Source organism: Staphylococcus sp. HMSC072E01 (assembly GCF_001814125.1).
In the GTDB taxonomy this organism is placed as follows: domain Bacteria; phylum Bacillota; class Bacilli; order Staphylococcales; family Staphylococcaceae; genus Staphylococcus; species Staphylococcus hominis.
The window spans coordinates 1-247 of sequence record NZ_KV814975.1 but is presented as its reverse complement, the minus strand read 5'-3'; the positions used below and the strand labels follow the sequence as shown (position 1 = coordinate 247).

At 43.3% G+C, this 247-nt stretch carries 1 pseudogene; it reads left to right on the top strand.

Annotated features, from left to right (window positions below):
- Positions 1-247, top strand: a pseudogene (locus tag HMPREF2953_RS11475) (FIVAR domain-containing protein); the annotation flags it as partial.

The window sequence follows — 247 nt, the reverse complement described above, 5'->3', positions numbered from 1 at the left end:
AACAGCAACGCAAGCAGAAGTAGACCAAGCAGAAACAGAGTTACGTTCGGCAGTGAAGCAATTGGTAAAAGTACCAACCAAAGAAGTAGATAAAACCAACTTGTTGAAAATCATCAAAGAAAACGAGAAACACCAAGAAAAAGACTACACCGCAAGCAGCTGGAAAGCCTACAGCGAAGCACTGAAACAAGCACAAACTGTGGCAGATCAAGCAACAGCAACGCAAGCAGAAGTAGACCAAGCAGAA